The 23,220-nt window shown below is 71.7% G+C and carries 20 protein-coding genes and 1 pseudogene; 5 read left to right on the top strand and 16 right to left on the bottom strand.

Features of this window, described 5'->3' with window-relative positions; all coding sequences use genetic code 11:
- Positions 1–89 precede the first annotated feature (89 nt).
- The 3 genes and pseudogenes from ACZ4WS_RS23675 to ACZ4WS_RS23665 form a co-directional block, all read right to left on the bottom strand.
- On the bottom strand, positions 90–1,274 hold the full coding sequence (locus ACZ4WS_RS23675) for an acyltransferase family protein (protein ID WP_467983473.1): 1,185 nt from the start codon (positions 1,272–1,274) through the stop codon (positions 90–92).
- A gap of 142 nt (positions 1,275–1,416) precedes the next feature.
- Positions 1,417–2,312 (bottom strand): annotated as a pseudogene (locus tag ACZ4WS_RS23670) (alpha/beta hydrolase).
- 449 nt (positions 2,313–2,761) lie between these two features.
- Positions 2,762–3,832, bottom strand: a complete 1,071-nt coding sequence (locus ACZ4WS_RS23665) for an alpha/beta hydrolase family protein (protein WP_467983213.1) — start codon at positions 3,830–3,832, stop codon at positions 2,762–2,764.
- A 243-nt stretch (positions 3,833–4,075) separates the two neighbouring features.
- Between ACZ4WS_RS23665 and ACZ4WS_RS23660 the strand changes: the two genes are divergently transcribed.
- Positions 4,076–4,684, top strand: a complete 609-nt coding sequence (locus tag ACZ4WS_RS23660) for a TetR/AcrR family transcriptional regulator (protein WP_467983212.1) — start codon at positions 4,076–4,078, stop codon at positions 4,682–4,684.
- A 224-nt stretch (positions 4,685–4,908) separates the two neighbouring features.
- On the opposite strand, the gene kynU is transcribed toward ACZ4WS_RS23660, so the two are convergent.
- The 3 genes from kynU to ACZ4WS_RS23645 all read right to left on the bottom strand — a co-directional run bounded on the left by kynU (position 4,909) and on the right by ACZ4WS_RS23645 (position 7,524).
- The gene (kynU, locus tag ACZ4WS_RS23655) at positions 4,909–6,093 is read right to left on the bottom strand and encodes a kynureninase (protein ID WP_467983471.1); all 1,185 of its coding nucleotides are present in this window, start codon (positions 6,091–6,093) and stop codon (positions 4,909–4,911) included.
- Positions 6,094–6,097: 4 nt separating this feature from the next.
- Positions 6,098–6,943 carry a tryptophan 2,3-dioxygenase family protein gene (locus ACZ4WS_RS23650; protein ID WP_467983211.1) on the bottom strand — a complete coding sequence of 282 codons (846 nt, stop codon included), beginning with the start codon at positions 6,941–6,943 and terminating at the stop codon, positions 6,098–6,100.
- A 167-nt stretch (positions 6,944–7,110) separates the two neighbouring features.
- On the bottom strand, positions 7,111–7,524 hold the full coding sequence (locus ACZ4WS_RS23645; protein ID WP_467983210.1) for a DUF3151 domain-containing protein: 414 nt from the start codon (positions 7,522–7,524) through the stop codon (positions 7,111–7,113).
- Between the two features lie 103 nt (positions 7,525–7,627).
- Here ACZ4WS_RS23645 and ACZ4WS_RS23640 point away from each other — a divergent pair, with 103 nt between their 5' ends.
- The gene (locus ACZ4WS_RS23640) at positions 7,628–7,948 is read left to right on the top strand and encodes a hypothetical protein (protein WP_467983209.1); all 321 of its coding nucleotides are present in this window, start codon (positions 7,628–7,630) and stop codon (positions 7,946–7,948) included.
- On the opposite strand, the gene ACZ4WS_RS23635 is transcribed toward ACZ4WS_RS23640, so the two are convergent.
- The 8 genes from ACZ4WS_RS23635 to ACZ4WS_RS23600 all read right to left on the bottom strand — a co-directional run bounded on the left by ACZ4WS_RS23635 (position 7,917) and on the right by ACZ4WS_RS23600 (position 16,413).
- Positions 7,917–9,434 carry an MFS transporter gene (locus ACZ4WS_RS23635; RefSeq protein ID WP_467983208.1) on the bottom strand — a complete coding sequence of 506 codons (1,518 nt, stop codon included), beginning with the start codon at positions 9,432–9,434 and terminating at the stop codon, positions 7,917–7,919. The genes ACZ4WS_RS23640 and ACZ4WS_RS23635 overlap by 32 nt on opposite strands.
- Before the next feature lie 63 nt (positions 9,435–9,497).
- A complete protein-coding gene (gene fbaA, locus ACZ4WS_RS23630; RefSeq protein WP_467983207.1) occupies positions 9,498–10,520 on the bottom strand; it encodes a class II fructose-bisphosphate aldolase in 1,023 nt (340 codons plus the stop codon).
- A 184-nt stretch (positions 10,521–10,704) separates the two neighbouring features.
- Positions 10,705–11,253 carry an orotate phosphoribosyltransferase gene (gene pyrE, locus ACZ4WS_RS23625; RefSeq protein WP_467983206.1) on the bottom strand — a complete coding sequence of 183 codons (549 nt, stop codon included), beginning with the start codon at positions 11,251–11,253 and terminating at the stop codon, positions 10,705–10,707.
- 10 nt (positions 11,254–11,263) lie between these two features.
- Positions 11,264–12,052: an aldose epimerase family protein gene (locus tag ACZ4WS_RS23620; RefSeq protein ID WP_467983205.1), complete on the bottom strand. Its 789-nt coding sequence runs from the start codon at positions 12,050–12,052 to the stop codon at positions 11,264–11,266.
- 348 nt (positions 12,053–12,400) lie between these two features.
- Positions 12,401–13,381, bottom strand: a complete 981-nt coding sequence (locus tag ACZ4WS_RS23615; RefSeq protein WP_467983204.1) for an SRPBCC family protein — start codon at positions 13,379–13,381, stop codon at positions 12,401–12,403.
- 67 nt (positions 13,382–13,448) lie between these two features.
- On the bottom strand, positions 13,449–15,092 hold the full coding sequence (locus ACZ4WS_RS23610; protein WP_467983203.1) for a polyamine aminopropyltransferase: 1,644 nt from the start codon (positions 15,090–15,092) through the stop codon (positions 13,449–13,451).
- Between the two features lie 142 nt (positions 15,093–15,234).
- Complete coding sequence (locus ACZ4WS_RS23605; protein WP_467983202.1) at positions 15,235–15,765, bottom strand: DUF2617 family protein; 531 nt, start codon at positions 15,763–15,765, stop codon at positions 15,235–15,237.
- 345 nt (positions 15,766–16,110) lie between these two features.
- Complete coding sequence (locus tag ACZ4WS_RS23600) at positions 16,111–16,413, bottom strand: hypothetical protein (protein WP_467983201.1); 303 nt, start codon at positions 16,411–16,413, stop codon at positions 16,111–16,113.
- Positions 16,414–16,588: 175 nt separating this feature from the next.
- Between ACZ4WS_RS23600 and ACZ4WS_RS23595 the strand changes: the two genes are divergently transcribed.
- Positions 16,589–17,800, top strand: a complete 1,212-nt coding sequence (locus ACZ4WS_RS23595; protein WP_467983200.1) for a pyridoxal phosphate-dependent aminotransferase — start codon at positions 16,589–16,591, stop codon at positions 17,798–17,800.
- Positions 17,801–17,958: 158 nt separating this feature from the next.
- Positions 17,959–19,158: a hypothetical protein gene (locus tag ACZ4WS_RS23590; RefSeq protein ID WP_467983199.1), complete on the top strand. Its 1,200-nt coding sequence runs from the start codon at positions 17,959–17,961 to the stop codon at positions 19,156–19,158.
- Between the two features lie 10 nt (positions 19,159–19,168).
- Here ACZ4WS_RS23590 and ACZ4WS_RS23585 read toward each other — a convergent pair whose 3' ends face one another.
- Both ACZ4WS_RS23585 and clpB read right to left on the bottom strand, forming a co-directional pair.
- Entirely contained in the window at positions 19,169–19,699 is a 531-nt protein-coding gene (locus ACZ4WS_RS23585) for a YbjN domain-containing protein (RefSeq protein ID WP_467983198.1), read from the bottom strand.
- A 205-nt stretch (positions 19,700–19,904) separates the two neighbouring features.
- Positions 19,905–22,514: an ATP-dependent chaperone ClpB gene (gene clpB / locus ACZ4WS_RS23580; RefSeq protein WP_467983197.1), complete on the bottom strand. Its 2,610-nt coding sequence runs from the start codon at positions 22,512–22,514 to the stop codon at positions 19,905–19,907.
- A gap of 145 nt (positions 22,515–22,659) precedes the next feature.
- Between clpB and ACZ4WS_RS23575 the strand changes: the two genes are divergently transcribed.
- A complete protein-coding gene (locus tag ACZ4WS_RS23575) occupies positions 22,660–23,073 on the top strand; it encodes a pyridoxamine 5'-phosphate oxidase family protein (protein ID WP_467983196.1) in 414 nt (137 codons plus the stop codon).
- The last annotated feature ends 147 nt before the right edge of the window (positions 23,074–23,220 follow it).

Below are 23,220 nucleotides of genomic sequence, written 5' to 3'. Positions count from 1 at the left end.
TTGGACCACTGGAGTCCGGGGGCGGGGCGTCGGGCGTGGAGGGGTCGCTGTTCGGGTCCTCGGGCTCCGCGCTCGTCACGTGGGCAACCCTAGGCACGGCGGGCCGCCCGTGCCCCCGTCGAGCCCGGGTGGTGGACGCGGACGACTCGGGAAGGGCGGCCGGTGCGGCGGCGGGGACCCTGTTCGTAGGTGCGAAAGGCGGACCAGCAGACGGTGAGGGCGAGGGTGAAGACGGGGAGCCAGGCGAGGCGGGCGGCCACCCAGGACAGTCCGTCGGGGGTGGTGTGCAGGCCGGGGAGGCGGCCCGCGAGGAGGCCCAGGGCGGTGACCGCCATCATGGACGTCTGGTGCCAGAGAAATATCGTCATCGCGGAGAGATTGGCGAAGGCGATGCCCGCCCAGGCCGCGGGGCGCCTCATCGACCGGCGCAGCGGCTCGCGCAGCAGCAGGGCGAGGCCGCACTGTGCCAGGCCGAAGGTGACCGCGGCCAGCGTCGGCGGGTTCAGGTTGGAGACCGCGGCGCCCGGGACGCCGACCATCGACGCCGGGTAGCCCGCCCACGCCACCAGCGCCGCGGTCGCTGCCGCGCCGCCGGTGAACAGCACCCAGCCCGCGCGCCGACGCTCCAGCTCGCCGCGCGTCCAGGCCGCGCCGAGCGTGTACGGCACCAGCCAGCCCGCCGCGACGTTCACCCAGCCGAGCCAGGACGGGCCGCCGAGACCGAAGCGAATGAGGTCCACGTGGAGAACGACGGCCAGCGGCCACAGCGGGTTGATGCGCGTCAGCAGCGGCGTCGCCGCGGTCAGTACCGCGAAGACCACGAGGAACCAGAGCGGTGACAGGGCCAGCTTCACCAGCGTGTGCACCGTCTCGAAGCCCGTGCCCGACGCGAGCAGGCAGGCCGCGGCCACCGTCCAGAGCGTCAGCACCGCCGCCACCGGCCTGAAGAGGCGGGTCAGACGGGTGCGCAGCCACTGTCCGTACGTCGTGCCGCGTGCTCGCGCCGACGCGTAGCTCTTCGTCGCCACATGACCGCCCACCAGGAAGAAGACGGCGAGCGTCTGGAAGGCCCAGGAGATGAGGACCAGCCAGGGCATGTGCTGCAACGGGCTCGCCGTGTGCAGCGCGCCGCCGTCCGCGACCAGGGCCGTCACCAGCCAGTGGCCGAGTACGACGCCGAGGATCGCGAGGGCGCGCAGGGCGTCGACGGCTCGGTCCCGCTCCACGGGGGTGGCCTTGTCGATGCGCTGTGCCGCGGTGCGTATGGCGTTCAGTGCGGGGCGGAGGTGGGGGCGGGGGTGAGAGTGGGGGTGGGGGTGGCGGTGAGGGTGAGGGTGAGGGTGAGGGTGGGGTGCGGGACCCGGTGGGGTGTCAGCGGTGTTGGCGGCTGCCGGAGCCTTCTTCCGCGGGCTCGCTTCACGCACGGGTCACCTCCGAGGTGTCACCGAGGACGATGCGGGCGAGGTTGCCCAGGGACACCGAGCCGGTTTGAAGTAGTCGCTGTGGCCGCCGTCTCCGGCGGCGAAGACATGGGCACCGAAGGCTGGGGACACCGGGTCGGTGCCGAAGCCGACGGTCGTGCCGAAGAGGTCGGCGCGCGTGTGCGGGACGTCCGCGATCCAGTCGTCGGCGCCGCGGGCCGCCCAGACGCGGGCGGCCGTGTGCAGCGCCGCCGCGGAGTCCACGCCGGTGCCCGGGCTGCCGACGAGGGCGATGTCGTCCACGTCCAGCCCCTGTGCCGCGCGGCCGCAGACGACCGTGCCGTACGAGTGGCACAGCAGGGAGATGCGCGCGTTCTCGCCGACGACGCCGCGCAGTTCGCGTATGAACCCCTTCAGGCGCGGGGCCGCGTCCTCGGCGCGGCCCGTCGTCAGCACGGTGGTGCTCACCGTGCCCGGCGTCTCGTAACCGAGCCAGGCGACGACGGCTGTGCGCGGGCCCAGGCGGTCGTGCAGGGCGAGGGCGCCGGCGCGGAAGCGGTCGTACGTCTCAAGGGTTGTGTCGGAGCCGGGGACCAGGACCGCGACGCGGTCGGCGTGGGCGAGGTCGCCGAGGATCTCGACGGCCCGGCCGGAGCCTCGGCCGTCGAAGGAGAGGAAGCGGCGGGAGGGGTCGGCCATCGCGCGGTCCGCGGCGGCGCGGGTGCGGTCGCCGTGGTCCGCGGCCATGCGGGCCGCCTCCGTGGCGTTCGCACGGTTGGCCGCGTAGGCCTTGTCCAGCGACGACGCCGTCACCGCTGTGATCTCCGCGGGCGCCGGGGCGGGGATCTGAGGGCGGGCGGCGGCGGATACGGGGACGACGACGGCGCCCATGACCAGCGCGGCGAGCAGCGTGCGGCGCAGCCGCCGGGCGACTCGGGTCGCGAATCGGGCAGGGGCTGGGACAGGGGCTCGGGTCGCGGCTCGGGCAGGGGCTCGTGCCGGGACTCGGCTCGTGCCCTGGTCCGTGCCTCGGCCCGCGTCTTGGTCCGTGCCTCGGTCCGCGTCTCGGCATGTGTCTTCGCCAGGTCCTCGGCGCGCTGGCCGCTCCCTCTCCCGTCCTGATGAACGGTGAGACCCCGGCTCCTCCGTCGCGGTCGGCTTCGCCCGGAATCCCATGGTGTCCTTCCCGTCCAGTTCGCCCGCTCATCGGGCGTCTCTGGAATGGAAGTTACGGACCGTGACGTGTCGTCGGCGTCCCGCCAGGGAGCTCACCTGGGAGGTAGCTCTCAGGTATTACGGGTATGACCGGGGTGGCGGGAAAGGAGGAGCAAATTCCTTTGTTACCAAGCCAGTTGGGCGATCTCCTCGGCCACCACCGCGCACGCGTCCGCCGCCGGATCGATCAGCGGGAAGTGGCCGACGTCCTCCAGGAGCGTCAGGCCGACCACCTCGCCCGACTTCGCCGCCGCATCGGCGTACGACTCCGCGACCGCCTGCGGGACTACGACGTCGGTGCGGCCCTGTACCAGGGTCGTCGCGATGCCGGTGGGGAGGAGGTACGCGGGGTCGGCGTACGGCTGACGTTCCGCGAAATTGCTCTCCCCGCCCAGGAATTGGCGGACCGCCCCGGAGCAGACGTCCAGTTTCTCGGCCACCTGGAAGTCCGCGATCGGGGCGAGCGCGACGACGCCGCGCAGCGGGGCCGGGCGCTCGGTGTACCAGGGGGCGTCGGCGGGCAGAAGGTGGCGGGCGGCGGCCCACAGGGCCAGGTGGCCGCCCGCCGAGTGGCCGGTGATCACCGTGCGGCGGGAGTCGGCCTGCGGGAGGTGCTCGCGTACGAGGGCGGGCAGCGCGTCGAGTGCGGCCGCGATGTCGTCGAGGGTCTCCGGCCAGCGGCCCGCGATCGGGGCTTCGCCGCCCTGGGCGGGGGTCGGCCCGTCCTGGGCGGGGATCGGCTCGTCCTGGGCGGGGATCGGCTCGTCCTGGGCAGGGGTCGGTCCGCCCTGCGCGGGGATCGGCCCGGTCTGCGCGGGGGGCACGCTGCCCCGGCGGTACTCGACGTTGGCTACGGCGAAGCCGCGGCGGGCCAGGAAGTCCGCGAACGGGGTGACGTGGCGGCGGTCGTACGGGGCGCGCCAGGCGCCTCCATGCAGGACGACCACCAACGGGGCGAGGGCCGAGGGGTCGGGCTCGCCGAGCAGGGGTTCGCGTGACGCGTACTCGCGCGGCTCGTGCTCGCGCGGGGCATAGAAGTCGATCACCTGGTCGGGGTGGTCGCCGTATGCGGCGGTGGCGTCGGGGTCCACCGGCGGGTGCGAGAAGGCTGACGCCTCTTCCTCGGCGTCGCGCGCTGCGGCTGCGGCTGCGTCTCGCTTCGCGGCGTCGTCCCGGGCTGCGGCGTCGTCCGGCATGCTCCAACCTCTCAGCGGTGAAACGGATTTGGCGGACCAGGTGAGAATTCGGCCGTTGGCGGGGACGGTATCAGGCCCGTGACGTGCGTCTACACGGGGCTGTCACGCTCGGTGAGGGTTAAACGGTTCTATTGTTTCGTTACGCTGACCAGGGAGCGGCCGTGTGATCGGCTTCCATGGTCCGCTTGCGTGGTCCGTTTCCGTGATCCGCTTGCGTGGTCCGTGTCTGTGAAGGAGGTCGTCATGTCAGCCGAGCCTGGCACCGTACGTCCCGGGGGGCGTACCGCCCGTGTCCGTGCGGCCGTGCTGCGGGCCGCCGGAGACGTGCTCGCCGAGCAGGGGTTCGCGCATCTCGATCTGGCCGATGTGGCGCGGCGGGCGGAGGTCGGGAAGACGACGGTGTACCGGCGGTGGGGGTCGGTGACAGGGCTGGTCGCCGATCTGCTCAGCGATATGGCGGAGCAGTCGCTGCCGCGTACGGAGACGGGGAGTGTCCTGGGTGATCTGCGGGCCAATGCCGCGCTGGTGCGGCGGACGTTGGCCGATCCTCGGCAGGGGGCGCTGTTTCGGGCGGTTATCGCTGCGGCTGCGTGCGACTTGCGTACGGCGGAGGCGTTGCGGCGGTTCTACGAGGTCCGGGTAGCCGAGTGGGCGCCGTGTGTGGAGCAGGGGGTTGCCCGGGGGGAGTTGCCGGTGGGGACCGACGCCGCGCTGGTCGTGCGTGCGGTGTCGGCGCCGCTCTACTACACGTTGCTCACCACCGGGGTGGTGCCGGATGCGGTGGCGGGCGATCGGGCGGCCTCGGCCGCGTTTGCCGCTGCCGCGGCCGGGGTGTACGTCGTCTCCCAGTGAACCGGCGTCGGGCTCGGCGTCGAGGGTTTTCGCCCCCTCCGCCCCTACCCTCCCCCACTCTCGGCTTCGCTCGAGCGGGGGGGACCCCCATCGTCCCGGGGGGCTGCCCCCCCAGGCCCCCGCTATCGGCCCAACGGCCTCGTCCTCAAACGCCGGACGGGCTGAATTCATCCGGCCCGCACTGAAGAGCGCAGCGGATCGCCGGCCAGGATGAGCGCGTGCGGCTACCCCACCACTTCCCCCAAAACCCCCGCCGCCCTCTCCACATCCCCAAACCCCACGTACAACGGCGTGAAGCCGAAGCGCAGGACGTCGGGGTGGCGGAAGTCGCCGACGACGCCTCGCTCGATGAGGCGCTTCATCACCTCGCCCGCGTCGGGGCAGCGCAGGGCGACCTGGCTGCCCCGTCGGCCGTGGGTGGACGGGGTCAGGGACTCCACGCGGCCCTCGGGGACGTACGCGGTGACGCATTCCAGGAAGAAGTCGGTGAGGGCGAGGGACTTGGTGCGGACGGAGTCGATCGAGATGCCCTCCCACACCTCCAGGGCCGCTTCCAGGGCCAGCATCGACAGGATGTCCGGGGTGCCTACGCGGCCTCGTAGCGCGCCCGGTGCCGGGGCGTACGACGGGCTCATCCCGAAGGGGTCCGCGTGCGAGTTCCAGCCGGGGAGCGGGGAGTCGAAGCGCTCCTGCAAGTCGCTGCGGACATAGAGGTACGCCGGTGAACCGGGGCCCCCGTTCAGGTACTTGTACGTGCAGCCGACCGCGAGGTCGACCCCGTGCGTGTCCAGGCCAACCGGCAGGGCCCCCGCGCTGTGGCACAGGTCCCAGACCGCCAGGGCCCCCGCCGAGTGGATCACGGAGGTCAGGGAGGGGAGGTCGTGCAGCCGGCCCGTGCGGTAGTCGACGTGGTTGAGCAGCACCGCTGCCGTGCGCGGGCCCACGGCGTCCGGGACCTCCGCCGGTTCCAGCGGGCGCAGCTCGCAGCCCGTCAGGCGCGCCGCAGATGCCGCTATGTACCCGTCGGTCGGGAACGTGGTCGCATCCACGATGATCTCGTCCCGGCCCTCGCCCGCCAGCCGGACGGCGCCCACAAGTGCCTTGAAGACGTTCACACTTGTGGAGTCGCCGACCACGATCTGGCCGGGAGCCGCCCCGACCAGCGGAGCGATCCGGTCGCCGATCCGCTCCGGCGCCGTCCACCAGCCGCTCTCGTCCCAGGACCGGATCCGCAGCTCGCCCCACTGGCGGCGTACGACGTCGTCGACCCGGCCGGGGACGGAGACGGGCAGCGCGCCGAGCGAGTTCCCGTCCAGGTACACCACCTCGTCCAGCACGAACTGCTCGCGCAGCTTGGCGAGTTCGTCGGCGGAGTCCAGCTCCGCGGCCTTGATGCTCAGGTCGGACATCAGCTCAGACATGAGACCTCGCCGTCCACAGCTCGGGGAACACGTTCTTCTGCGCGCGCTTCTCCAGCCAGGCCACCCCGGCGGAACCACCCGTGCCCGTCTTCGCGCCCATCGCGCGCCGGGTGGCGACGAGATGGTCGTTGCGCCAGCGCCACACCAGCTCGGCGACGTCCGTCAACGCCTCACCGAGACGGGCGAGTTCGTCCTGCGAGTCGCCGGAGTAGAGCGCGGTCCACACCGCCTCCACCTCCGCCGAGGGCTCGTAGCGCAGCGACACGTCGCGCGACAGCGCGGACGCCGGGATCGCGTGCCCGCGCCGCGCCAGCAGCCTGAGCACCTCGTCGTACAGGCTCGGCTCGTGCAGCGCCTTCTCCAGTTCCGCGTGGACGCGCGGCGCGCCCCGGTGCGGGACCAGCATGGACGCGGACTTCTCGCCGAGCAGGAACTCCATGCGGCGGTACATCGCCGACTGGAAGCCGGAGCCCTCGCCGAGGGCGGAGCGGTACGAGTTGAACTGGGCCGGCGTGAGCTGGCCCAGGGGTTTCCACGACGCGTTCAGCGCCTCCAGCTCCCGTACGGACCGCTTCAGCGCGGCCACGGCCTTCGGGACGTCGTCGGAGCGCAGGGCGAGAGCCGCCGTCTCCCACTCGTGGACGATGACCGTGAACCACAGCTCCATGACCTGGGTGGTCACCAGGAAAACCATCTCTCCGGGGTCGTCGGAGAGGGTGTGCTGGAGGTGGGTCAGGACGTCCGCCTGGACGTAGTCCTCGTAAGGGGTCGTTCCCTGGAAGTCGAGATGCGGGGTCTCGGGCTCCGAAGCCTCGTGGGGCTGAGCCTGGTGGGACATCGCTGTCTCCTGTTACGTACTCCGGGTAGCGGTCCGCCCCTGCCGTGTTCGACAGGGGGCCCCGGTCCCCACCGGCATCCTCCGCAATCGTCCCCCGAAAACGCAAGGCCCGCCTGGTCACATCACACCAGGCGGGCCCGCACGTCAAAAGACCGACCAGCCCACGACTAGCCCAGCGTCTGCGCCGCCGTCGGCGAGGAGTCCTTCAGGAACTGGCTGCAGCGCTCGTACTCCTCCCGCTCCCCGATCGCCTGCGCGGCGCGGGCGAGGGCGTGCAGGGCGCGCAGGAAGCCGCGGTTCGGCTCGTGCTCCCAGGGCACCGGGCCGTGGCCCTTCCAGCCGCTGCGGCGCAGGGCGTCCAGGCCGCGGTGGTAGCCCGTACGGGCGTAGGCGTACGACTCGACGACGCTGCCACGCTCGTACGCATCGTCGGCGAGCTGCGCCCAGGCGAGCGAGGAGGTGGGGTACTTGGCGGCGACATCGGCGGGCGCCGTGCCGTTCGCGAGGAGCTCGCGCGGCTCCGGGTCGTCGGGGAGGTGGGTCGGGGGCGGCCCCCCGAGGAGGTTCTCGTGAATCGTCATGGTCTCCAGTCTGCTGCATGGTGCGTGATCGGTAACGGTTGGCTGTGGGCTTTCCGGAACCCGAGATTCCCGGTCCGGACCTGCCGCCACGCAATTGACGATCATGCTCACAACAATTGACGACCGTGCTCACAACAACGGAGGGCTGCGTGCGCACCATCACCGCTGCCAGAAACCGCAGAATCGCCGCCCTGACCGCCCTGGCCGTCGCCACGCTGCCGGCGACGACGGCCTGCCGGCCGGAGGCCGACGCCAAGGGCCCCAGCTCTCCGTCGGCCTCTCCATCGGCCTCTCCATCGGCCACTGGCTCTGCCCGAACCCGAAACACGACGCCGCCAAGGACAAGGGCGACCTGCTCGTCTTCGCCTACCAGCAGGGCATCGACGTCTCCATCACTCAGCTGGCCCAGCGCTGGAAGTCGTAGCCGGGACGCGCCCCGGCTCCAGGGGCGGCGCGGTCACCGAGCCGTGCGTACGGCACTCGGGGCGCCGGCAGTCGGGCGCCGGGCGCCGTACGGTCGCGAAGGCCAGCACCGCCCCGGCCACCAGGACGCCGGCGCACAGCGGCATCGCCCGCCGGAAGGCGGAGTTGAAGGCGTCCGCCGAGCGGTAGGCCTCCGGGCCCATCCCGGCGAGCAGCGGCAGCGCGGCCACCGCGATGAGCCCGGCCGCGCGGGCCGCCGCGTTGTTGATTCCGCTGGCCAGGCCCGCCCGGCCGGTGTCCACGGAGGCGAGGACGGTGGCGGTCAGGGGCGCGACCAGGGTGACCATGCCCAGGCCCATCACCAGCAACGCGGGCAGCACGTCGACGACGTACGACGCGTCGGGTCCCACCCGCAGCATCAGCAGCATCCCCGCCGCGCACAGCAGGGGGCCCACCGTGAGCGGGATGCGCGGGCCGATGCGCTGGGCGAGTTCGCCCGAGCGTGCGGAGAACAGCAGCATCAGGACGGTCGTCGGCAGCAGCGCCGTACCGGCGCCGAGCGCCGAGTAACCCGCCACGACCTGGAGCTGGAGCGCGGTCAGGAAGAAGAAGCCGCTGAAGGCCGCATACACGCACAGGGTGACGAGATTGACCGCCGTGAACTGGCGGGACGCGAAGATGTCGAGCGGCATCATCGGATCGGGGCGCCGCCGCTCGACGTACACGAAGGCCACCCCCGCGGCCACGCCCGCGACCGCCGTCACCGGGACGAGCACGGAGCCACTGCGGGCCTCGATCAGGGCGTACGTGACCAGGGCCAGCGCGAGTGCGCCGAGGACGGCGCCGAGGATGTCGAAGCCGCGGTGCGCGAGCTCGTCGGACGACTCGGGGACGTGCCGCAGCGCGATCGGGGCGCACACCAGCGCCACCGGGATGTTCAGCAGGAAGACCCAGCGCCAGCCGGGGCCGTCCACCAGCCAGCCGCCCAGGAACGGGCCGACCGCCGCGCCGACGCCGCCGAAGCCCGACCACAGGCCGACGGCTCTGGCCCGGTCGTCCGGGTGGAAGGACGCCTGGATGAGCGCGAGCGAGCCGGGGGTCAGCAGCGCCCCGCCGACGCCCTGCAGGGCGCGGGCCGCGATCAGCACGCCCCCGCTCGGCGCGAGCCCGCACAGCAGCGAGGCGAGGGCGAACCACACCACGCCGATGACGAAGACCTTTCGGCGCCCGAAGCGATCCCCGAGGGAGCCGCCCAGCAGGATCAGCCCGGCCAGCGTCAGCATGTACGCGTTCACGGTCCACTGGAGGGCCTCGAGGCTCGCGTCCAGGTCACGGCCGATGGTCGGCAGCGCGACGTTGACGACCGTCGAGTCCAGCATGGCCATGCTGGAGCCGAGGACGGTGGTCAGCAGGATCCACTTTCCCGTGCGGGAGGCGATCCGTACGGCCGGTTTCTCTCCTGGTCTCTCCTTCGGAGCGTCAGCCATACCTCGGAGGATACGGAAGGGCCCGGCACCGCGCGGGTGCCGAGCCCAATCCGGAAGTGATCGCTACTTGAGCTTGGTGCCCGTGGAACGCAGCGCCGCGCAGGCCTCGGTCACGCGCTTGGCCATGCCGGCCTCGGCGAGCTTGCCCCAGGTGCGCGGGTCGTACTTCGACTTGGTGCCGACCTCGCCGTCGACCTTCAGGACGCCGTCGTAGTTGCGGAACATGTGGTCCGCGACGGGGCGCGTGAAGGCGTACTGCGTGTCGGTGTCGAGGTTCATCTTCACGACGCCGTTCTCCAGCGCGGTGGCGATCTCCTCGGCCGTGGAGCCGGAGCCGCCGTGGAAGACGAAGTCGAACGGAGAGGCCTTGCCGTACTTGGCGGCGACGCCCTCCTGGAGGTCCTTGAGGAGCTCGGGGCGGAGCACGACGTTGCCCGGCTTGTAGACACCGTGCACATTGCCGAAGGACGCGGCGAGCAGGTAGCGGCCCTTCTCGCCCAGGCCCAGGGCCTCGGCGGTGCGCAGGGCGTCCTCGACGGTCGTGTACAGCTCGTCGTTGATCTCGTGGCTGACGCCGTCCTCCTCGCCACCGGTCGGGGTGATCTCGACCTCGAGGATGATCTTCGCGGCGGCGGCCTTGGCGAGCAGCTCCTGGCCGATGGCCAGGTTGTCGGCGAGGGTCTCGGCGGAGCCGTCCCACATGTGCGACTGGAACAGCGGGTCCTCACCCTTGGCGACGCGCTCGGCGGAGATGTCGAGCAGCGGACGTACGTAGCCGTCCAGCTTGTCCTTGGGGCAGTGGTCCGTGTGCAGCGCGACCGTGATGTCGTACTTCGCGGCGACGATGTGCGCGAACTCGGCGAGCGCGACGGCGCCGATCACCATGTCCTTGTTGTACTGGCCACCCAGGAACTCCGCACCACCGGTGGACATCTGGATGATGCCGTCGCTCTCCGCCTCCGCGAAGCCGCGCAGTGCAGCGTGCAGGGTCTGGGACGAGGTCACGTTGATGGCCGGGTAGGCGAACTTGCCTGCCTTCGCCCGGTCGAGCATCTCGGCGTAGACCTCGGGGGTTGCGATGGGCATCTGTCCGCTCCTTGTATGTGCGGGTCTGCGTACTGCTGCTGCGGTACGACGGGACTGGTGCTTACGGCCCTGACCTAGGGGGGCGACGTCATCGTCGGCCCCATCTTTCCAGACTTGACCGGATGGTCCAGACACGGTGTCCGGGATACGGGACCCCGCGTTCGGCGGGATCCCGCGCCGGGCCCTAGTCCAGGCCGAGATCCGTCTTCGAGTACGCGAAGACGTACGGCACTCCGGCCTGCTCGGCGACCGCCTCGGCTGCACCGGTGTCCCGGTCCACGATCGTGGCCACGGCGACGACCTCGGCACCGGCCTCGCGCAGCGCCTCCACCGCGGTCAGCACCGAGCCACCGGTGGTGGAGGTGTCCTCGACCGCCAGGACACGGCGGCCCTTGACCTCGGCACCCTCGATGCGACGCTGGAGGCCGTGGGCCTTGCCGGCCTTGCGCACGACGAAGGCGTCCAGCGTCTTCCCGCGCGCGGCGGAGGCGTGCAGCATCGAGGTCGCGACCGGGTCCGCTCCGAGGGTCAGACCACCGACGGCGTCGTAGTCGATGTCGGCCGTCAGGTCGAGCATGACCTGACCGACCAGCGGAGCGGCCACACCGTCGAGCGTGATCCGGCGAAGGTCGATGTAGTAGTCGGCTTCCTTGCCCGACGAGAGGGTCACCTTGCCGTGCACCACGGCCTTGTCCTTGATCTGCTGCAGCAGCGCGCCGCGTACGTCACTCATGTCCGCCAGCTTAGAGGCGCCGCCAGCTCCAGGTCGTGGTCGCCTCCAAGGGGTCGATGGGGGTGACCAGGCGGGGGTGGGTGTTGAGCCCGTTGGGCGGCCCGGTCTGGGGCTCGACGCACACCGCGGCCTCCTGCTCGTCGTACACGACGACCCACTCCTCGCGGCTGGCGACCTTCAGCTCCAGCTGCCCCGGCCAGGTGAGCGTGACGTCGACTCCGTCGGGCATGCCGAAGCAGTCGTCCCAGGGGCTGGGCTTCGGCTCGATCCGCCGCCCGGTGGGCAGGTGGTCGTCGCCGCGCTCCTCCTGCCAGGCGGGGGTGAAGTCGACGCGGACGTCTTCCTGTCCCAGATTGCGGTGGAACCAGGGGTGCCAGCCGACCTGGGCGGGGAAGGAGGAGTCGTACGTCTCCACGGACATGGTGAGCGTGAAGGCGTCCTCGGTCAGGGTGAAGGCCTGGGTGACGCGGCCGGGGTGCGGCCAGGGGGCGACGAGGTCGTAGGTGATCACGGCCTCGTTCTTCGTCGTGCGGGCGGTGCGCCAGGCGCCGTCGCGGGCGGTGCCGTGGATGGCGTGCGGTGGGGAGTTGAGCGGCATCTGCTGGACGACGGCGCCGTCCAGGAACCGTCCCTCGCGGATCCGTCCGCACCAAGGGACCATCGGGAAGCACCCGAACTTCTCGCCCTGCCGCAGCAGTTCGACGCCGCCGACCTTCAGACTCCCGACCCGTCCGCCGTTCCCCGGCGCCACGGTCACCTCCGCGTCGCCCGCGGTCAGCGTGATGTCTTCGTTACTCACGGAGTTGACCCTACTGGGCTGGGAGCGTGGGGTGGGTCTTCGCCCCAGCCGCCCCTGCCTTTTCCAGTCCCCAGGTCCGTGGCGGCGGCGAAGAGGCCGGCGAAGGCGGCGGTGATCTTCAGGGTGAGCGGGTAACGGTCCGCGGTGCCGCGGGACAGCCTCAACGCCGAAGTCCAGAACAAGCCCGCCGGCCAACGCCGCGCTTTCAGCCCGTCCGGCGTTTGAGGACGAGGCCGTCCAGGCCGATAGCGGGGGTCTGGGGGCGCAGCCCCCAGAGGCGATGGGGGTCCCCCCGCTCGAGCGAAGCCGAGAGTAGGGGAGGGTAGGGGCGGAGGGGGCGAAAGAAACTCAGCGGCGCTTACGCAAGGCCCGGCCCAGGGCGATGGCCGAGGCCAGGGCGAGGGCCGCCGCGGGGGCCGCCCAGCGGAGCGTGGCGCGGGCCGCGGTGGCCTCCGGGGCCGGAACCGGCGCGTAGCGGCCACGCGGCGGAGCGTGGTCCACCTCCTCCGCGCTCCGTCCGATCATCGTCCGCCGCGCGTGCGCCGCCTCGGCCATGGCGTCCTCCCTGCCCGACGGGAGCGGAACATCTGCCCCCAGGGACAGCTCCTCCTCCCCCACGAGGTCGTCGTCGGCCAGCGGATCCAGTGACGGAGGCGGAACCTCGGCGTCGAAGACCGAGGCGGCGGAGGCGTCGGACTCGCCCTCGGCCTCGGACGCCGACTCCGGCTCACTCTCGGGCTCGACCCCGGACGCCGCCTCCGGCTCGGCCTCAGCCTCGACCTCGGACTCCGACCCGGCCGGGGACTCCAGCTCAGCCCCGGACTCCGACCCGACCGGGGATTCCAGTTCGCCCCCGGACTCCGACTCGCCCCCAGACGCCGGCTCCTCCGCGGATCCACCCCCCACAGCGAACCCAGCCCCCAAACTCTCCGCAAAGCGATTCAGCAGCCGCACCCCCGCTGAGGACACCGCATCCGGTGGCAGCTCCGCCACGCGCCCATCCCCCGTGGCGGTCCCGTCGAAGGCGAGCGTCGTGCCGCCCTCCGCGGGGACGAGGCGCACGGTGAGCGCCAGTTTCACCGAGCCGGCGCCGCGGGCCTCGGTCGCGTCGCCCTCGACGGCGTAGGAGCCGTCGTCCTGGGCGGTGACCCGGAGTGTGCCGCGATAGGTGATCGTGTGGCCGCCGACGCGGACTTTCAGGCGCCCGGAGACGGGCGGCGTCCCCGCGTCCTGCTGGAGGCCGGGGACCGCGCGGGCGACCCGTGCGGGGTCGGCCAGCGCCTCCCGCAACCGCTCGGACGGAACCGGAACGAACACCTCATGCTCCATGTCAGCCGAGCCTACCCAGCGCGACCCGAACCGCACCCACGTATCACGGGATTCCTCCACCTCCGCCTCAGTCGGCGTACCGCGGATGCACCAGCGTGGAGGGCGCGAGGCCGGTGACGCGGGTGCGGAAGGCCGCGCGGGCGTCCGCGAAGAGAGCGGCCTGCGTGAGCGTGTGCGGACGCGGCCCGTGCGGGGCGAGGCGCAGGGGTACGCCCGTACGGGAGGCCAGGACGAAGCCCCAGTCGCGCGGCGCCTTCGACGCGCCCGTCGTACGGTCGGGGCCCGCCGCGAACCCGGAGTCCCGGCCGCCCACGCGGTAGGGAGCGGTACGCAGACCGGCGGCCCGGAGCGTCGCGTCGACCGTCCAGAAGACCCGGCGGCGGGAGGAGACCGGGCCCGCGTGCACCGCGAGGCGGCCGTCGGGGGCGAGGACGCGGCGGGCGAGACCGTAGAACTCCTGCGAGTACAGCTTCGTACTCGCCGTGATCCCGGGGTCGGGCAGGTCGGAGATCACCACGTCGTACATCGCCTGGGCGCCGCGCAGCCAGTGGAAGGCGTCCGCGGTCACGACGCGCACGCGTGGGTCGTCGTACGCGTGGCCGTTGAGCGAGGACAGCGCCGGGTCGCGGCGCGCCAACCGCACCACGCCCGCGTCGAGTTCGACCACGTCGACGCTGCGCACGCCGGGGTAGCGCAGCACTTCGCGCGCGGCGAGCCCGTCGCCGCCGCCGAGGATGAGTACACGCGCGTGCGGCCCGTTCATCGCGGGGTGCACGAGCGCCTCGTGGTAGCGGTCCTCGTCGCGGCCGCTGACCCGCAGGCGGCCGTCGAGGAAGAGGTCGAGCGGGCGGCCGTGCGTACCGCCGGTGAGGACGACCTCCTGGACGCCGGTCTGGAGCGCGACCCGCACGTCCGCCCCGTACACCGCGTGCCGCGCCGCCCGTTCGAAGTCGTCGACCAATACCGCGGCCGAGGCGAGGAGTCCGAGCACGACGAGGTTGGCGACCAGCAGCACCCAGCGCGCGCGGTGGGTCAAGTCCCTGCGGAACAGGCCGAGTACGAGGGCCCCGCCGGCCACCACGTTCACCGTCCCGGTGAGCAGCGCGCCGGTCAGCTGGCCGAGCAGGGGCAGCAGCAGGAAGGGGAAGGCCAGGCCGCCGACCAGCGCGCCCACGTAGTCCGCCGCGAAGAGGTCCGCCACCGCGCCGCCCGGGTCCTGGCGGCGGATGCGCTGTATCAGCTCCATGAGGAGGGGGACTTCGGCGCCGATCAGCAGGCCGATGGTGAGGGAGAAGGCCACCAGCAGGTAGCGGGATCCGTTCGCCCAGGCGCCACCCCAGGCGCCCGTCCACGCGAACACCGCGTACAGCGCCATCGCGCTGCATCCGCCGACCAGCGCGAGCACCGCCTCGATCGCGCCGAAGCCCGCCGCGGCGCGGGGGCGCAGCCGCTTCGCGACGAGGGAGCCGATGCCCATGGCGAAGACCATGACGGACAGCACGACGGAGGCCTGGGTGACCGAGTCGCCCATCAAGTACGAGGCGAGGGCGACGAGTTCGAGTTCGTACACGAGTCCACAGGCCGCGCAGACGAATACTCCCGCGAGGACGAGGAACCGCCCGATGCCCGGGCGGACGGGCAGCCGCGCCTGACCCTGGACGCCCCAGTGCGGCGGCGCGCCGGGGGGAGCGGGCGCGTGCGGTTCGATCACGCTGCGAACGCTACGTCACGCTGGCACTACGCTTCGTCACCCACACGAGTGGAACTGGCGCGTTTGAGTGTCATCCCGTGTTGGTGTGGATGTCCCCTGGGGGTTCCGCCCCGGACCCCCGTATCGCGCTGCGCGCTCGTCCTCAACCGTCGGACGGGCCGAAGACCACCGCCCGAACCCCCACCCGCGTGCGGGTGGCGACCAGTTGACCGTCCTGCGGATACGCGTGCCACGTCCGCCAGTGGACCTGGCCCTCATGGCGCTGGGCGAGCATCGCCGTGAAGGCGTGCGGGCTGCCGGGGAAGACGCCCGCGAGGCCGTTGGGATGGTCGGAGACCAGGGCCAGCAACTCCTGGGCGCGGCCCGCGAAGGAGCCGGGGGAGAGCATTTCGACCCGGGCCGCGAACTCGTACTCCCAGTCGCCGACCCGTTTCGCCACGCCGAGCGGAAGGGGCGTACTGCTGCCGGGGATGCACGCGACGGTCTCCGAGCAGCTGCCCCGCTCCTCCTCCAGGAGCACCTGGTGGGATGCGCCGAGGAGTCTCAACTGGAGCTTTGCACCGCCAAGTTCGAGATCGAGCGTGGCGAGGGCGGGCAGCGGCTCGCGGCCCAGAGTCCAGGCGAGATCGGCCGCGCGCGTGTCGGTGTACGAGGTCTTCAGTGTCGTGAGCATGGGTCGGCTCCGCTAGCACGCAAAGGGAGGTGGGGGTCCGGCGCACCCGGTCGGCACCGGGGGAACGGCCTGGTCAGCCCGGTCAGGAAGGACGACCCGACGCCAAGATGACGACAGGGCCTCGGGGCTGCGTTGGTGATTTAGAGGGAATCATGAACTGTGGCGCCGCCACAGCGTTTTTACCCAACTTCGTAGGGTTTCCATCCCCCCGAGGGCTCCACAGCTCAACTGTTCAACTACGGCGTGCGCCCGGCGCCCGGAAGTACCCGTCGGCAGCCGTTGCCCGACGGGCACTTCCGTGTGCTCCGGATGCGCTTCCCCCACTGGGAGCTCAGCTGCCCCGTGTCAGCTGCCTCCGCCGCATCCGCCCCCGCCGCCACAGGAGGACCCGCCTCCGCAGGACGAGCCCCCGCCGCACGACGAGCCCCCGCCGCACGAGTGACCGCCGTGGTGCCCGCCGTGGTGTCCGGACGAACCGCTGTCGCCGGCCCACCAGCTGCCGCTGCCGCTGCTGCTGCCGCTGCCCGAGGAGCCGCGGTACGAACGGCGGCCCCCCTTCGAGAGGCTGACCTTCTGGCTCCGGTCGGTGGCCATGAAGGCCACGACGAACACGACACAGACCACCGCCAGGATGATGCCGATGACCATGGCGCCACCCTCCTTTCGTTCCCCCGAAGCGGCCCCCCGTGGGCCTTGCTTCCTGTGTCACTTCTTGGATCGCTTCTTGGATCGCTTTCTTGGATCGCTTCTTGCGTGAGAGGGGGATGCCCGCGCGTCTCACAGGCCAAAGCAGAGTTGAGGAAGTCCAGAGCTTGGGCGCAGGATGACCGGCATGACCTCCAGCGCACGCCCCTTCCTCAACCGCCGGCTCGCCGAGTTCGGGACGACGATCTTCGCCGAGATGTCCGCCCTCGCGCTGAGCACCGGTTCGATCAACCTCGGCCAGGGCTTCCCCGACACGGACGGCCCCGAGGAGATCAGGGAGGCGGCCGTGCGGGCGCTGCGGGACGGGCGCGGCAACCAGTACCCGCCGGGGCCCGGCGTCCCCGAGCTGCGCACCGCGATCGCCGCGCACCAGGAGCGCCGGTACGACCTGTCGTACGACCCCGACACCGAGGTCCTGGTCACGGCGGGCGCCACGGAGGCCATCGCCGCCACGCTCCTCGCCCTGCTCGAACCCGGGGACGAGGTGATCGCGTTCGAGCCGTACTACGACTCGTACGCGGCCTGCATCGCGATGGCGGGCGGCACCCGGGTCCCGGTCACACTGCGCCCGCACGAGGACACCGTCGACGGAGTCGCACAGCGGCGCTTCCGCCTCGATCTCGACGAGCTGCGCGCCGCCGTCACCGACCGCACCCGGCTGCTGCTGATCAACACCCCGCACAACCCCACCGGCACCGTCCTCACCCGCGAGGAGCTCACCGAGATCGCGCAGCTCGCCGTCGAGCGGGACCTCCTGGTGGTGACGGACGAGGTCTACGAGCACCTCGTCTTCGACGACGCCGAGCACCTGCCGCTGGCCGCCTTCCCGGGGATGCGCGAGCGGACGGTCACCATCGGCTCGGCCGGAAAGACCTTCTCCTTCACCGGCTGGAAGGTCGGCTGGGTGACCGCGCCGCCCGCCCTGGTCACCGCCGTGCGCTCGGCCAAGCAGTTCCTGACGTACGTGTCGTCGGGGCCGTTCCAGTACGCGGTGGCCGAGGCGCTCGCGCTGCCCGACACCTATTTCGAGGCGTTCCGCGCCGACATGCGGGCCAAGCGGGACGTCCTGGCGGCCGGGCTCACGGAGGCGGGCTTCGAGGTGTTCCGTCCGCAGGGCACGTACTTCATCACCACCGACATCCGCCCCCTCGGCGAGTCCGACGGCTTCGCCTTCTGCCGCGCCCTGCCGGAGCGCGCCGGCGTCGTCGCCATCCCGAACGCCGTCTTCTACGACCACCGGGAGGCGGGCGCGCCGTTCGTACGGTTCGCGTTCTGCAAGCAGACGGAGGTGCTGGAGGAGGCGGCTAAGCGCCTCAAGGCCGCGTGGTAGCCGAGGCGCCGTGGTAGCCGAGGCGGAGCGCCACCGCGCGCTTACCCGGTAGCACCGCGGGCGCCGGCCGCGCGGACGGCGCGCCGGGGGCGGGTGAACCGTACCCGCGCGGACGCGCACAGGTCGCAAATGCCGCGTGCGAACCGCACGGTTCGGGTGTGACCCACCCGAGTACGCTTGCCCGCTTCGGCCTCACGGAGCCCGGGGAAGAGGCCCGTCCGTCCCGCGCCGCGCGCTGTCTGCCGCGTGCCGTGGTGGCCGCGCTGGGGCTGTTCGCCGCCGTTCGCCTCATCGGCGTCGTGGTGCTGGCCGCGACGGCCTGGGTGACCGGCGGGCACCCGCTGGAGCTGCTCGCGCGGTCCTGGGACTCGGTCTGGTACCTGGAAATCGCGGCGCACGGCTATGGGCAGACGCTGTACTTCGAGCCCGCGGTCGTCCACAGCGACCTGGCGTTCTTCCCGCTGTACCCGGCGCTGGTGCGCGTCGTCACCGCGCTGACCCCGCTGCATCCGGGCGCGGCGGGCCTGCTGCTCTCCTGGCTCGCGGCCGGAGCCGCCGCGTGCGGGGTGTACGCGGTCGGGGCCCGGCTGGAGGGCCGTGCGGTCGCCACCGCCCTCGTCCTGGTGTGGGGGCTGCTGCCGCACTCGGTCGTGCTGTCGATGGCGTACACCGAACCCGTCCTCGCCGCGCTCGCCGCCTGGGCGCTGTACGCGACGCTCAGCGAGCGCTGGCTGTGGGCGGGCGCGCTGGCGGCGCTCGCGGGGCTGTCCCGGCCGAACGGGGTCGCGGTGGCCGCGGCGGTCCTCGCGGCGGCGGCGTACGAGGTGGGGCGGCGCCGGGGGCGGAAAGTTTCCCACAGGCTGTGGACGGGCGCCGCGCTCGCGCCGCTCGGCTGGGGCGGCTACGTGCTGTGGGTGGGTGCGCGGGAGGGGGATCCGCTCGGCGGGTACTTCCAGGTGCAGCGGCTGTGGGGCTCGCGCTTCGACTTCGGGGGAGGGTCGCTGCGCTTGATCAAGCATCTGCTGCTGGACGGGGACCGCTTCGTGTTCCCCATGACGATGGTGATCGTGGCGGCGGCCGTGCTGCTGTACGCGCTGCTGATCCTCGACCGCACGCCGCTGCCGCTGATCGTCTACAGCGGCGTACTCCTGCTGATCGCGCTCGGCGGCTCCGGGTTCTTCGAGTCGAAGCCGCGTTTTCTGCTGCCCGCCTTCCCGCTGCTGCTGCCGCTGGCGCGGGCGCTCGTACGGACGGCGAGAGCCCGGCCCTGGCACGCGACCGTGGTGGTCGGCGCCCTGGCCGGGCTCTCGTGGGCCTATGGGGCGTACCTGGTGGTCGTCGCCCACACGCCCCTGTGAGGAGTAACTACTACTCCTCGTCGTCCTCGGGCTTCTCCGCCTCGTTGATCTCCTGCTCGAGGCCGAGCTGCTCGACGAGCCACTTGTCGAACTCGATGGCCGCCCGCACCCAGCTGACCGTGGAGGACACGAAGTGCTCCAGCGCGACGCCGGTGCCGATCAGCATCTGCGCCTCACCGATCAGGCGGACGGTGCCGTCGTCGTGGGTGTGGCTGTAGACCTTGGGCCACAGCGTGCGGCGGTTCCAGTCGTCGATGGACTCCAGCAGCGTGGGCTTCTCGTCGATCTGGTGCGGCCGGTCGTAGAACGTTCGCACCGAGAAGACCTGCTGGTCACCCTCACCGCGGAACATGAAATACGTACGGAACTGCTCCCACGGCGCCGCGAGGTCACCCTCGTCGTCGACGACGTACTTGAGCTCCATCTGGTCCAGGAGCTGCTTCACGAGGTCCTGATCCGGGACGACGGGGCCCGCGGGGCCGCCGGGCTGCGGCTCGGGCTGGCCCCCGAAGTTCGGAATCGAGGACGGGTCGATGCTCACCGTGTATTTCCCTTCGTACGGATCCTGCCATCCTCCCCCATCCGGGGCGGGGGGTGGCAACCCCTGGCCGGGCCTGTCGGCCTGGGGCTGGCAAGATCCGGTCATGAGCATGCAGAGGGGACCGTGCCCGCAGAGCCTGGGCACCCCCGCCCCGTGAGTCGGGTGCCCGGATCTACGGGCGCTACTCGGCGACGCCCGTCGCGGATTACAAGGTCTTCCCGGTCGCCGGTCCCACGATCAGGCCGTCTCCGAAGGCGTCCACACGGACCGTGTCGCCGTCCTTGACCTCGCCCGCGAGGATCTCCTTGGCGAGGCGGTCGCCGATGGCGGTCTGGACGAGGCGGCGCAGCGGCCGGGCGCCGTACGCCGGGTCGTTGCCCTCGTCCGCGAGCCAGGCCAGAGCCGCGTCGGTGACCTCCAGGGTCAGGCGGCGCTCGGCGAGGCGCTTGGCGAGCCGGTCGATCTGGAGCTTGGCGATGCGCTCCAGCTCCTCCTTGTTCAGGGCGGAGAAGACCACCAGGTCGTCGAGCCGGTTCAGGAACTCCGGCTTGAAGGAGGCCCGGACGACCTCCAGCACCTGCTGCTTCTTCTCCTCCTCGGAGGTCAGCGGCTCGACGAGGAACTGGCTGCCCAGGTTCGAGGTGAGGATCAGGATGGTGTTGCGGAAGTCGACCGTCCGCCCCTGACCGTCCGTCAGCCGTCCGTCGTCCAGCACCTGGAGGAGGATGTCGAAGACCTCCGGGTGCGCCTTCTCGACCTCGTCGAGCAGGACCACGGAGTACGGCCTCCTGCGCACCGCCTCCGTCAGCTGGCCGCCCTCCTCGTACCCGACGTACCCGGGCGGGGCGCCCACCAGGCGGGCGACGGTGTGCTTCTCGCCGTACTCGCTCATGTCGATGCGGACCATGGCCCGCTCGTCGTCGAAGAGGAAGTCCGCGAGCGCCTTGGCGAGTTCGGTCTTGCCGACGCCGGTCGGGCCGAGGAAGAGGAAGGATCCGGTGGGCCGGTCGGGGTCGGCGATTCCGGCACGCGAGCGCCGTACGGCGTCGGACACCGCCTGCACGGCCTCCGTCTGCCCGATGAGCCGGCGCCCCAACTCCTCCTCCATGCGCAGGAGTTTCTGCGTCTCGCCTTCGAGGAGGCGTCCGGCGGGGATGCCGGTCCAGGCGCCCACGACGTCGGCGATGTCGTCGGGGCCGACCTCCTCCTTGACCATGGTGTCCTTGGAGGCTTCCTCCTCGGCCTCGGAGGCTTCCTCCAACTCCTTTTCGAGGGCCGGGATTTCGCCGTAGAGCAGCCTGGAGGCGGTGTTCAGGTCCTCGTCGCTCCGGGCGCGGCTCTGGGCGAGTTCGGCCTGGCTGCGCAGCTCGTCGAGCTTCTTCTTCAGCTCACCGACGCGGTTGAGGGACTGTCGCTCCTTGTCCCAGCGGGCGTTGAGGCCGCGCAGCTGCTCCTCCTTGTCGGCGAGGTCGCGGCGCAGCTTCTCCAGCCGCTCCTTGCTGGCGGCGTCGGTCTCCTTGCTGAGGGCCAGCTCCTCCATCTTCAGCCGGTCGACGACGCGCTGGAGTTCGTCGATCTCGACGGGGGACGAGTCGATCTCCATGCGCAGCCGGGAGGCGGCCTCGTCGACGAGGTCGATGGCCTTGTCCGGCAGGAAGCGGGAGGTGATGTACCGGTCGGAGAGGGTGGCCGCGGCCACCAGCGCGGAGTCCGCGATCTGCACCTTGTGGTGGGCCTCGTACCGCCCCTTGAGCCCGCGCAGAATCGCGATCGTGTCCTCGACGGTCGGCTCGGCGACGAGCACCTGCTGGAAGCGCCGCTCCAGGGCGGGGTCCTTCTCGATCCGCTCCCGGTACTCGTCGAGCGTCGTCGCACCCACCATGCGCAGCTCACCACGGGCGAGCATGGGCTTGAGCATGTTGCCCGCGTCCATGGCGGAATCCCCGCCGGCGCCGGCGCCGACGACGGTGTGCAGTTCATCGATGAAGGTGATGATCTCCCCGTCGGAGTCCTTGATCTCGGCGAGGACGGTCTTCAGCCGCTCCTCGAACTCACCGCGGTATTTGGCACCCGCGACCATCGCGCCCAGGTCGAGCGCGACGAGCCGCTTGCGCTTGAGGGACTCGGGCACATCACCCTTCACGATCCGCTGGGCGAGGCCCTCGACCACGGCGGTCTTGCCGACACCGGGCTCACCGATGAGGACGGGGTTGTTCTTGGTACGGCGGGACAGCACCTGCACCACCCGCCGGATCTCCTGATCCCTGCCGATGACGGGATCGAGTTTCCCCTCCCGCGCGGCGGCGGTGAAATCAGTACCGAACTTTTCGAGCGCCTTGTACTGGCCCTCGGGATCCGAGGTCGTCACCCGGCGCCCTCCCCTGCTCTCCTGGAACGCCTCAAGCAACTTTTTCGCACTGGCGCCCTGCTGGGAGAGTACGTCGCCGCTCTGGCCGCCCTTCGCGGCGATGCCGATGAGCAGGTGCTCGGTGGAGAGGTACTCGTCGCCGAGGTCCTTGGCCTTGTCGGCCGCCTCGGCGATGACGGCGAGCAGCTCGCGGTTGGGCTGCGGGGGCGCGACGGTGGACCCGGTCACGCTGGGCAGGCCCGCCAGGACGCGCTCGGTCCCGGCCCGCACGGACGCCTGGTCGGCGTCGACGGCGGCCAGCAGATCAATGATGTTCTCGTTGTCCTGCCCCTCCAGCAGAGCGAGCAGCAGGTGAGCGGGGGTGAGGTCCGGGTGGCCCTCGGACACGGCCCGGTTGGTGGCCGCGTTGATCGCGTCCCGGCTCCTGTTGGTCAGCTCGGCGTCCACGTTCGCGTTCTCCTCCTCCTGAAATGCCTGACCCAGACAACGTACACAAAGTTGAGTCTATTCCACTCAAGGAGCGGTGTGGAGGGCATGGGGCGTACGGCATCCCGGTCCCGCTGCATTGCGGACCCGGGTTACATTGCGGACCATGGCCTCGTACCCCGTAGACCCGCGCGACCCCGACCCCTCGTACCTCAGCTTCTGGCGGGAGCGCCACCTGTGCACGCTGACAACACTCCGGCCGGACGGTTCACCGCACGTCGTGCCCGTCGGGGTCACTTACGACCCGCACGCGGGTCTGGCCCGGGTGATCACCAACAAGTCCAGCGCGAAGGTCGGGCATGTGCGGGCCTCGGGGACGGACGGCGCACGGGTCGCCGTCTGCCAGGTGGACGGGCGGCGCTGGGCGACGCTGGAGGGGCGGGCGACGGTGTCCGTCCACCCCGAGCGCGTCGCGGAGGCGGAGCGGCGGTACGCGGAGCGGTACGGGCGGGTGCCCTCGCCGAACCCGTCCCGGGTGGTGATCGAGATCGAACTGACCTCGGCGATGGGGCGCGGCTGATTCCGGCCACTGTCGACGGCGGCCGAAACGTGCAGGTTTCACGTAAAACTGCAGCGGGGGGGGGGGGGGGGGGGGGGGGGGGGGGGGGGGGGGGGGGGGGGGGGGGGGGGGGGGGGGGGGGGCGGGGGGGGGAGGGGGGAGGGAGCG

The organism is Streptomyces sp. NPDC029292, assembly GCF_055569295.1.
This window is presented reverse-complemented; position numbering and strand designations above follow the sequence as displayed.

What these genes read in the sequence shown, in the direction of transcription:
- fbaA (WP_467983207.1), bottom strand. Translation starts at nt 10,520, where the DNA reads ATGCCCATCGCAACCCCCGAGGTCTACGCCGAGATGCTCGACCGGGCG.
- ACZ4WS_RS23665 (WP_467983213.1), bottom strand. Translation starts at nt 3,832, where the DNA reads ATGCCGGACGACGCCGCAGCCCGGGACGACGCCGCGAAGCGAGACGCA.
- ACZ4WS_RS23635 (WP_467983208.1), bottom strand. Translation starts at nt 9,434, where the DNA reads ATGGCTGACGCTCCGAAGGAGAGACCAGGAGAGAAACCGGCCGTACGG.
- ACZ4WS_RS23595 (WP_467983200.1), top strand. Translation starts at nt 16,589, where the DNA reads ATGACCGGCATGACCTCCAGCGCACGCCCCTTCCTCAACCGCCGGCTC.
- ACZ4WS_RS23645 (WP_467983210.1), bottom strand. Translation starts at nt 7,524, where the DNA reads ATGACGATTCACGAGAACCTCCTCGGGGGGCCGCCCCCGACCCACCTC.
- ACZ4WS_RS23575 (WP_467983196.1), top strand. Translation starts at nt 22,660, where the DNA reads ATGGCCTCGTACCCCGTAGACCCGCGCGACCCCGACCCCTCGTACCTC.
- ACZ4WS_RS23600 (WP_467983201.1), bottom strand. Translation starts at nt 16,413, where the DNA reads ATGGTCATCGGCATCATCCTGGCGGTGGTCTGTGTCGTGTTCGTCGTG.
- ACZ4WS_RS23660 (WP_467983212.1), top strand. Translation starts at nt 4,076, where the DNA reads ATGTCAGCCGAGCCTGGCACCGTACGTCCCGGGGGGCGTACCGCCCGT.
- ACZ4WS_RS23640 (WP_467983209.1), top strand. Translation starts at nt 7,628, where the DNA reads ATGCTCACAACAATTGACGACCGTGCTCACAACAACGGAGGGCTGCGT.
- ACZ4WS_RS23650 (WP_467983211.1), bottom strand. Translation starts at nt 6,943, where the DNA reads ATGTCCCACCAGGCTCAGCCCCACGAGGCTTCGGAGCCCGAGACCCCG.
- pyrE (WP_467983206.1), bottom strand. Translation starts at nt 11,253, where the DNA reads ATGAGTGACGTACGCGGCGCGCTGCTGCAGCAGATCAAGGACAAGGCC.
- kynU (WP_467983471.1), bottom strand. Translation starts at nt 6,093, where the DNA reads ATGTCCGACCTGAGCATCAAGGCCGCGGAGCTGGACTCCGCCGACGAA.
- ACZ4WS_RS23605 (WP_467983202.1), bottom strand. Translation starts at nt 15,765, where the DNA reads ATGCTCACGACACTGAAGACCTCGTACACCGACACGCGCGCGGCCGAT.
- ACZ4WS_RS23615 (WP_467983204.1), bottom strand. Translation starts at nt 13,381, where the DNA reads ATGGAGCATGAGGTGTTCGTTCCGGTTCCGTCCGAGCGGTTGCGGGAG.